The following is an 8,016-nucleotide window of genomic DNA, read 5'->3' on the forward strand; positions in this document are numbered from 1 at the left end:
ACTCCATCGTCACCGGAGCGAGAAGAGTTGGAGCGGCAACTTGAATCTCTTCGGCTCGACGTGCGCCGTCTACAACTTGAGCACGAACTGTTGATGAAGGCGAATGAACTCATAAAAAAAGATACGGGCATCGACCGGCAAGTCCTGACCAATAGGGAGAAGACATTGCTGACTGATGCCCTGAGGCAGACATACTCCTTGTCAGAGCTGCTTGAAGCGCTGGGCTTGGCCCGAAGCTCCTATTTCTATCATCGAGCCCGAATGCAGGTCGCGGATAAATACACCGAAGTGCGTCGTGCCATGGCGGACATCTTCGAGCTCAATCATCGCTGCTATGGTTACCGCCGGATGCGGGCGTCGCTGAGCAAGCAGCGTGTGCGTCTGTCAGAGAAGGTGGTGCAGCGCTTGATGAAGCAGGAATGCCTGGTCGTCGCCAAGCCGAAACGGCGTCGATACGGTTCCTACCTCGGGGAGATCAGTCCCGCGCCGGAAAACCTCGTCAACCGCGACTTCACGGCTGTTGCCCCAAATGAGAAATGGCTCACGGACATCACGGAGTTCCAGATCCCGGCCGGCAAGGTGTACCTGTCCCCCATGATTGACTGCTTCGATGGGCTGGTCATCAGTTGGACAATCGGCACGCGTCCAGACGCCGATCTTGTGAACACGATGCTGGATGTCGCCGTCGAAACGGTGGCCGGCAACAGCAAACGGCCAGTCGTTCACTCCGATCGCGGCGCTCACTATCGCTGGCCCGGCTGGTTATCGCGCATCGCTGATGCGAAGCTGATTCGTTCTATGTCGCGAAAGGGATGCTCGCCTGACAACGCGGCTTGTGAAGGCTTCTTCGGCCGGCTGAAAACGGAACTGTTCTATCCTCGCAACTGGCAGTCAACGAGCATTGAGCAGTTCATTCAGGCCCTGGATTCATACATTCGCTGGTACAACGAAAAACGAATCAAGATTTCTCTCGGTGCTCTCAGTCCTGTTGAGTATCGTGAGAGCCTGGGTCTCGCGGCATAACCAGTCCAAGTTTTTTGCCGCACCCCGGTGGGTCAGTTTTCAATCAGCGCCAACACCTCGACCCCATGACGGGCTGCAATGGCTCGTATGCTCGCTTTTTGACGGGTTACGCTGTCCTTGTCGTCTGCACCTTGGCGACGGGTCGAATAGCGAATGTAGGCGTATCCAGTAGGCATAGATCATCCTCAGCAATGGTGGAAGTCTACCCGGTGGAATGTGTGAGTAACAGCCACTAGGTCAAGACCAATCACATGCCTGTACGATTCCTGATCTACGTGGCAATCACCGCATTGACGCGGCTGCTGATCTCCAACGTCTCGCACCACAATCCGCCGGATGTCGGGATCATTTACCTGTGCGCCGGGATTCTGCTGCTGGCGTTTGCGATTCTGGTGGTGCGTTACGCCTCGTCGCAGTTTCCTTCGGTCAAGATCGCACACCCGCAACGCAAGGTCGGTGCGGGTTCCAGTGAGCATCCCGAAGTGGAGAAAGGCGAGCTTTAAAGCCTGATGGAAGATCGGGACTGGCCTTTGAACGGGGGCGGCGGCAGCGAGCGGTTGTCGCCGTCGGTCATGGCTTCGAGGATCGTCATGGCACTGTGGCCTTGTTCGATGGCAATGCCGAATTGAATACTTTGCACCAGCCGTTTGAGGCGTTTGGGGTCATTGCGTTGTTCGGCGCTGATCATGCGTTTGACTATCACGCGGCCAGTGTTGGATAGGGTCAGCATGATGCTGCCATCCAGACCCTGAATGCTCAGGTTGATCTGGTATTCCGGTGCAAAGGCATCGGTAATGACCTGGAAAGGGTTGTCCATGATGCGTCACCGCCTGATTGAACGTGCAGTTGTTGACCGACCATGTTCGGGTTGGTTCGCACCACCAGACCATTGGCAGATCGTTCGCTAAGGTTTCAACAGCCTCAGCGGTGACGTAGCAAGGGATATGCCGCAAAAAAATGACGAACAAGAATCACGGCAAAAAAGCGACGAACGTTATGAACAATGCAGACTTACTGTGCCGCACCGCGATCCGTAAATGAAATTACCGCGCAAATAGCTGAGTGATCGACATGCGGCACGAGGGCCTACCTTCTTTTTATCGGCCCGTTTCAGGGCATGAATGAGTAAGCGGTCGCAGACAGTGCAATAACGTTGACCGGCGTCTGGCGGAATCGAGACGCCTGCGCCTCAGCACTCCACCCAGCTCACCGCCAGGCCGCCCCGTGAAGTCTCTTTGTATTTGTCCTGCATGTCGGCGCCGGTATCGCGCATGGTGCGGATCACCCGGTCCAGGGAAATAAAGTGTTTGCCGTCGCCGCGCAGGGCCATTTGCGTGGCATTGATCGCCTTCACGGCGGCAATCGCGTTGCGCTCGATACAAGGGACTTGCACCAGGCCGCCGACCGGGTCGCAGGTCAGGCCTAGGTTATGCTCCAGGCCGATTTCGGCGGCGTTTTCCAGTTGCTCCGGTGTGGCACCGAGCACGTCGGCCAGACCGGCGGCGGCCATCGCACAGGCCGAACCGACTTCGCCCTGACAGCCGACTTCTGCGCCGGAGATCGAAGCGTTTTTCTTGCACAGAATGCCGACCGCCGCCGCGCTCAGAAAAAACGCTACCACGTCATCGTCAGACGCGTCCGGATTGAACTTCATGTAGTAATGCAGCACCGCCGGAATGATCCCCGCCGCGCCGTTGGTGGGTGCCGTGACCATGCGCCCGCCCGCTGCGTTTTCCTCATTCACGGCGAGGGCGAACAGGTTGACCCACTCCATGGCCGACAGGGTGGAGGTAATGACATTCGGCTTGCCGATTTCCAGCAGGCTACGGTGCAGTTTCGCGGCACGACGCGGCACATTCAGACCGCCCGGCAAAATGCCTTCGTGACGCAGGCCTTGTTCGACACACTCACGCATCACCGACCAGATGTGCAGCAAGCCTTGGCGGATTTCGGCTTCACTGCGCCACGCCAGTTCGTTGACCATCATCAGTTCGGAAACCCGCAGACCGTGCTTGTTGYAGAGTCTGAGCAATTCGGCAGCGCTGGAGAAATCGTACGGCAGCACCACATCGCTGCCGGGCGCAATGCCGGACTCGGCTTGCGCCGCTTCGACGATGAAACCACCGCCGATCGAGTAGTACGTTTGCTCGTAGAGTTCGCCGGTTTCGCCGAACGCTGTCAGAGACATCGCGTTGGGATGGTAGGGCAGGCTCTCGTCCAACAGCAGGAGATCGCGCTGCCAGTTGAAGGCAATCTTCGTTTTGCCGGCCAGGGACAATTCGCCGGTTTCGCGTAGGGTCTGGATGCGGCTGTCGATGGACGTGGGGTCGATGCTGTCCGGCCATTCGCCCATCAGGCCCATGACACAGGCTCGGTCGGTCGCGTGGCCGACGCCGGTGGCGGATAGCGAGCCATACAGGCGGATTTCCACCCGGCGTACGGCGTCGAGCAAACCCTGGTCCATCAACGCCTGGGCGAAGGTCGCAGCCGCGCGCATCGGGCCGACGGTGTGGGAACTGGACGGACCGATACCGACTTTGAAAAGATCGAAAACACTGATAGCCATGCTAAAGCCTATACAAGCAATGGAAGAGAAATCGCTGCCATTTTTGTAGGACGAGCGCAATGTCGGCGATACTGCCTACGTCGGTCCAGTGTGACCAACGAAACTTCCTAAGACAGCCTTTAGCAGGACTAAACGATGAGCCGTCAATTACATGCCCAGACATACGTCTGGTTGCACGTGTTTTCATGTGCCGCGCGGCACTTGTCGTTCACCCGTTGCGCCGAAGAACTGCACATCACACCGGGTGCGGTCAGTCAGCAAATTCGGCAGCTGGAAGAACGTTTGGGCTTTCGCCTGTTTCACCGTCGTGCCCGGGGCGTGGAACTGAGCGCTGAAGGCCAACGACTGGCCATTACGGTGAACGAGGCTTACGGCAGCATCGATGCAGAATTGCGCCGGCTGGACGCCGGAATGATCAGCGGAATTTTGCGGGTACGCTCGATTCCGTCCTTCCTGAGCAAATGGCTGACCCCACGCCTGCCACGTTTGCAACAGCGCTTTCCGGACATTCAATTGCGTCTGGTGGCCGAGGACAGCAGCGTGCCACTGCACGAAGGTGACTTCGATCTGGCCATCGACCTGAACGATGGCAGTTACCCCGGCCTGTTATCCACAGCCTTGCTCGACGAACAGATCTTCCCGGTCTGTGCCCCCAGCCTGCTGCGAGGTCGCCCACCGCTGCATGGCCCGGCGGACCTGATGCATTTCCCGTTGTTGCACGACATCACTGCCTGGCGCGGCAGTTACGAATATGCGGAATGGGAGTTCTATCTCGATGCCATAGGCTTCGAAGGCGCGGACGTGCGACGCGGGCATACCTTCAATCGAAATCACTTGACCATCGAAGCGGCCATTGCCGGGATGGGCGTGGCGATTGCGCGCCGCACGTTGCTCAACGATGAGCTGGAGCGTGGGGCGTTGATCGTGCCGTTCGGCTTGGCCGTGCCCAACCACAAGCGCTATATGCTGCTGTATGCGCCGGGGGCTTTGAGCCATCCGGGCGTGCGCGCGGTGCATGACTGGTTGGTAGAGGAGGCGGGGATCTTCCGAAGTTTGCATCCGCTGGCAGAGCAACAAATGTGAGCAATTGTGACGAACAAGCGAGCGGACCCAACTCCCGACCTTAGCAGCGCTTTTGCTCGTTGTCCGGGTTTTTTTGCTAATCCATATTTATCTTTTTTTAGGGGTTGAAATGTTCTGCGCGCAGACCGATTGTGTAAGCAAGAGGTCACGGTGACGACGCCCAAGGGCTAGCCGAAGGGCCTCTCGCGAGCTAGCTGAAATAAGGGATGAACTATGCAAATCCAAGTCAACAGCGATAACCATATTCAAAGCAGCATCCGACTGGAGGAGTGGGTACGTACTACCATTGAGAGCACGCTCGAACGTTATGAAGAGGACCTGACCCGCGTCGAGGTCCACCTGCGGGACGAAAACGGCGACAAGCCCGGACCGCACGACATGCGCTGCCAACTGGAAGCGCGGCCAAAAGGCCACCAGCCGATTTCCGTCACCCATAAAGCCGCTAGCCTGGAACTGGCGATCGACGGTGCGGCCGAAAAACTCGAACATGCGCTGGAACACCTGTTCGGCAAACTGCAGGGCAAACCACGTGCCGCAGTGGTGCCCTTCGAGCGAGCTGCAGCCGATGCGCTGCTGGAAGACGAATTTCTCGAGAACGAACAGGCTGCACAGAACGGCTGAAACCTGATTCAATTTTTACCTTTCCACCACTGACAACGGGCCTGCTGATGCAGGCCCGTTCTTGTTTCAGGGTTCGCCGATCTGATCGCTCTGATAAGAGACCGCGTTATCGTTCATCGCGGGCAAGCCTGACAGTCACCGATTATCTTGGGAATTACCGCAAAAACGCCTGCCGATACTCCCCAGGTGTCCCGCCCAAAACCTGCCGAAACCGATTGGTGAAATGACTCGCACTGGCAAAGCCGCACGCCAACGCAATCTCCCCCAACGGTTGTGAAGTCGAACGCAACAACTCCCGCGCTCGGCTCAGTCTGCGAGCCAACACATACTGATGCGGCGGCAAGCCAAAACTCTCCCTGAACATCCGCGCAAAGTGGTATTCGGACAACGCGCACAGTGCGGCCAATTGCCCAAGGCTGATGGCCTCGGCCAACTGGTTATCGATGAAGTCCACCAACTGCCGCCGTTGATGCGCCGCTAGTCCACCCTTGAGGCGTAATCCCTCGCGCATGCCCACCTGGCCAAGCAACACGTGGCTGAGCATTTCGTGGGCCAGGCTGCTGGTCAGCAAGCGTTCTGCGGGTTCGTCCCAGTTGAGGGTAAGCATGTGCCGAAAGCGCCGTGCTTGCGCCGGATCGTCGAGAAAGGTCCTTTCGCGCAATTGCAGTTCGCGCGGTTCTCGGTCCAGCAGCGTGACGCAGCCGAGGGCGAATTGTTCGGGGCTGAAATACAAGTGGGCCAAGCGAATGTCGCCGTTGATCACCCAGCCCGATTGATGCTCGGCGGGCAAGATGCACAGCTTGTCCGGGCCGCCCATGGTGCTGGGCTGGTCGCGGCGGAAGGTGCCGGTGCCGCCGGCGATGTAACACGACAGCGTGTGATGGCTCGGCGCTTCGTAGTCCTGCGCGTCATGATGGTTGCTCCACAAGGCTGCAGCCATGCCGTCACCGAGTTCGGCGCTGTGCTCCAGGCGAGCATTGGGCGAACGGTTAAGGGCTTGAAAGACTTGCAGGTTTTCCAGTGCGGGCATGATCGCTTTTCTCCAACGCTTTGCATCCTACTCCGTAGACGTTGGCCTGCCAGCCTCCAGGCTGACAAAAGCGCAAGATTATGCAAGTGCGAAATGGTGCGGCGCAGGACACTGAACCTCTATTAAGGAGTGCTTGCCATGAACCTGTCGTTGTACTTGCTGACCGTGCTGATCTGGGGCACCACCTGGATTGCCTTGAAATGGCAGCTGGGCGTGGTGGCGATTCCGGTATCGATCGTTTATCGCTTCGGCCTCGCGGCGCTGGTGCTGTTTGCCCTGCTGCTGTTGAGTCGACGTCTGCAAGTGATGAACCGTCGCGGGCACCTGATCTGTCTGGCGCAGGGGCTGTGCCTGTTCTGCGTCAACTTCATGTGTTTCCTGACCGCCAGCCAGTGGATTCCCAGCGGCCTGGTCGCCGTGGTGTTTTCCACCGCCACGTTGTGGAATGCGCTGAATGCGCGGGTGTTCTTCGGCCAGAAAATCGCCCGCAATGTGCTGATGGGCGGTGCGTTGGGCTTGTTCGGACTTGGCTTGCTGTTCTGGCCAGAGCTGGCCGGCCACACCGCCAGTCCCGAAACCCCGCTCGGCCTGGGCCTGGCACTGCTTGGGACCCTGTGTTTCTCGGCGGGCAACATGCTGTCGAGCCTGCAACAGAAAGCCGGTCTGAAGCCGCTGACCACCAACGCCTGGGGCATGGCCTATGGCGCGGCAATGTTGACGGTGTGGTGCCTGGTCAAAGGCRTACCGTTCGACATCGAATGGAATGCGCGCTACCTCGGTTCGCTGCTGTATCTGGTCATTCCAGGCTCGGTGATTGGCTTCACCGCGTACCTGACACTGGTCGGTCGCATGGGGCCAGAACGCGCGGCGTATTGCACGGTGTTGTTCCCGGTGGTGGCGCTGAATATCTCGGCGTTTGTCGAAGGCTATCAATGGACCGCACCGGCACTGGTCGGTTTGGTGTTGGTGATGCTGGGCAATGTGCTGGTGTTCCGTAAACCCAAGGCGCCGATCGCGCAAGGCACCGGCAAGCTCGCTTAAATAGGCTCGGACCGAGCGCCGAGGCCGCTCAACGTTCGGTCCTGAGGGCGACGAATATCAGCAACGGAAATATGAAATCGACAATATGCCGAGCCCAGTCCTTGGCGTTCCAAACGTGTGATTCATCCATGTTGAACCATTCGACGCCGATTACTTGCAAACAGACGTAATAGACAAATATGGCGATCAGTAATCCGATGATTGAAAACTTTTTGGCCTCATGGAAAACCTCGGCGGGCGCGTTTATGTTTCGGTAAAGGTGATAGGCACCTACCAGACAAAAAGCTGTAAAGATAGCTTCCAGGGTAATAATCAACCAGTAGATTCGGTGGTGGAGCATGGGCGAGGTAATGGCCCTGTAACTCAGGCTCAGGTTTTCCCGAGTGGTGTCCATGCTCAGGATATGACCGACGTATTCATAGTTGGATGAGTAGTCGGTGAAGTTGCTGTACATCACGAGTAGGCCAAAAAAGCTTATATAGGCCATTAGCGAAAACTTGCTGTACCTGATGATCTTGTCAGTGGAAAAGTTATTCAAAGTTGATGTGCTCCATCACTGTTTATCCGTGAAGTTGGATAAGGTGTTTGGAGTCTATAGTGCTTAACTTTTTTTCGTGGGTTGACTGAATTGCAAGTTGTGTAACAAGCGGGC

General features: G+C 57.5%; 9 protein-coding genes and 1 pseudogene. 5 read left to right on the top strand and 5 right to left on the bottom strand.

Annotated features, from left to right (window positions below; genetic code table 11):
* Nucleotides 1-1,023: IS3 family transposase (locus tag AC1DRJ_RS14955; RefSeq protein WP_477802846.1), on the top strand; the 1,023-nt coding region annotated here is incomplete at its 5' end.
* Nucleotides 1,024-1,055: 32 nt separating this feature from the next.
* On the opposite strand, the gene AC1DRJ_RS14960 is transcribed toward AC1DRJ_RS14955, so the two are convergent.
* A complete protein-coding gene (locus AC1DRJ_RS14960) occupies nucleotides 1,056-1,199 on the bottom strand; it encodes a hypothetical protein (RefSeq protein ID WP_477802847.1) in 144 nt (47 codons plus the stop codon).
* A 63-nt stretch (nucleotides 1,200-1,262) separates the two neighbouring features.
* Between AC1DRJ_RS14960 and AC1DRJ_RS14965 the strand changes: the two are divergent.
* Nucleotides 1,263-1,526, top strand: a pseudogene (locus AC1DRJ_RS14965) (phosphate-starvation-inducible PsiE family protein); the annotation flags it as partial.
* Here the strand turns inward: AC1DRJ_RS14965 and AC1DRJ_RS14970 are convergent.
* Both AC1DRJ_RS14970 and AC1DRJ_RS14975 read right to left on the bottom strand, forming a co-directional pair.
* Nucleotides 1,523-1,840 (bottom strand): DUF3509 domain-containing protein, encoded by a 318-nt coding sequence (locus tag AC1DRJ_RS14970; RefSeq protein ID WP_477802848.1) that lies wholly within the window; start codon nucleotides 1,838-1,840, stop codon nucleotides 1,523-1,525. The pseudogene AC1DRJ_RS14965 and the gene AC1DRJ_RS14970 sit on opposite strands and share 4 nt — an antisense overlap.
* 372 nt (nucleotides 1,841-2,212) lie before the next feature.
* Nucleotides 2,213-3,589 (bottom strand): L-serine ammonia-lyase, encoded by a 1,377-nt coding sequence (locus AC1DRJ_RS14975; RefSeq protein WP_477802849.1) that lies wholly within the window; start codon nucleotides 3,587-3,589, stop codon nucleotides 2,213-2,215.
* 135 nt (nucleotides 3,590-3,724) lie between these two features.
* Here AC1DRJ_RS14975 and AC1DRJ_RS14980 point away from each other — a divergent pair, with 135 nt between their 5' ends.
* Both AC1DRJ_RS14980 and AC1DRJ_RS14985 read left to right on the top strand, forming a co-directional pair.
* A complete protein-coding gene (locus AC1DRJ_RS14980; protein ID WP_452625004.1) occupies nucleotides 3,725-4,672 on the top strand; it encodes a LysR substrate-binding domain-containing protein in 948 nt (315 codons plus the stop codon).
* 213 nt (nucleotides 4,673-4,885) lie between these two features.
* Nucleotides 4,886-5,293, top strand: a complete 408-nt coding sequence (locus AC1DRJ_RS14985; RefSeq protein ID WP_477802850.1) for an HPF/RaiA family ribosome-associated protein — start codon at nucleotides 4,886-4,888, stop codon at nucleotides 5,291-5,293.
* 154 nt (nucleotides 5,294-5,447) lie between these two features.
* Here the strand turns inward: AC1DRJ_RS14985 and AC1DRJ_RS14990 are convergent, their stop codons facing one another.
* Nucleotides 5,448-6,323, bottom strand: a complete 876-nt coding sequence (locus AC1DRJ_RS14990; RefSeq protein ID WP_477802851.1) for a helix-turn-helix domain-containing protein — start codon at nucleotides 6,321-6,323, stop codon at nucleotides 5,448-5,450.
* A 138-nt stretch (nucleotides 6,324-6,461) separates the two neighbouring features.
* On the opposite strand from AC1DRJ_RS14990, the gene AC1DRJ_RS14995 reads away from it, so the two are divergent.
* The gene (locus AC1DRJ_RS14995; protein ID WP_477802852.1) at nucleotides 6,462-7,364 is read left to right on the top strand and encodes a DMT family transporter; all 903 of its coding nucleotides are present in this window, start codon (nucleotides 6,462-6,464) and stop codon (nucleotides 7,362-7,364) included.
* A 28-nt stretch (nucleotides 7,365-7,392) separates the two neighbouring features.
* Here AC1DRJ_RS14995 and AC1DRJ_RS15000 read toward each other — a convergent pair whose 3' ends face one another.
* On the bottom strand, nucleotides 7,393-7,902 hold the full coding sequence (locus AC1DRJ_RS15000; RefSeq protein ID WP_477802853.1) for a DUF2165 family protein: 510 nt from the start codon (nucleotides 7,900-7,902) through the stop codon (nucleotides 7,393-7,395).
* Nucleotides 7,903-8,016: the final 114 nt, after the last annotated feature.

The sequence above is a fragment of the Pseudomonas sp. P5_B2 genome (assembly GCF_056400445.1).